We start from the raw sequence: 293 nt of genomic DNA on the forward strand, positions 1-293 counted from the left end.
GATGGCGCTCGGCCTCGGCGACGGCGGCGAACAGAACGCGCCGCTCGGCCGCGCCGTGATCGGCGGCCTCGCGCTCGGCACGGTGTCGACCTTGCTGTTCGTCCCCGTCGTCTACGGGATGGTGCATGCGTGGCTCGACAAACGCCGCGCGGCTCGCAGCGAAAAACACGAATCCGCCGTCCCGGCCCGCACTCTTTGATTTCGACGAGACCTATCCCATGAACGATTCATCACTTCCGCCGGAGTCGGGTAAGCAGGCAACCACGGGCGTGGCAACCGCCGGCACCGCTCAC

The 293-nt window shown here is 67.6% G+C and carries 1 protein-coding gene; it reads left to right on the top strand.

Going from position 1 to position 293, the window contains the following annotated elements:
• The coding region (locus tag P0D96_RS48615) for an efflux RND transporter permease subunit (protein ID WP_408321521.1) at positions 1-199 on the top strand (199 nt) is incomplete at its 5' end.
• Positions 200-293 lie beyond the last annotated feature (94 nt).

The sequence above is a fragment of the Paraburkholderia sp. RL17-347-BIC-D genome (assembly GCF_046027915.1).
Lineage (GTDB): Bacteria > Pseudomonadota > Gammaproteobacteria > Burkholderiales > Burkholderiaceae > Paraburkholderia.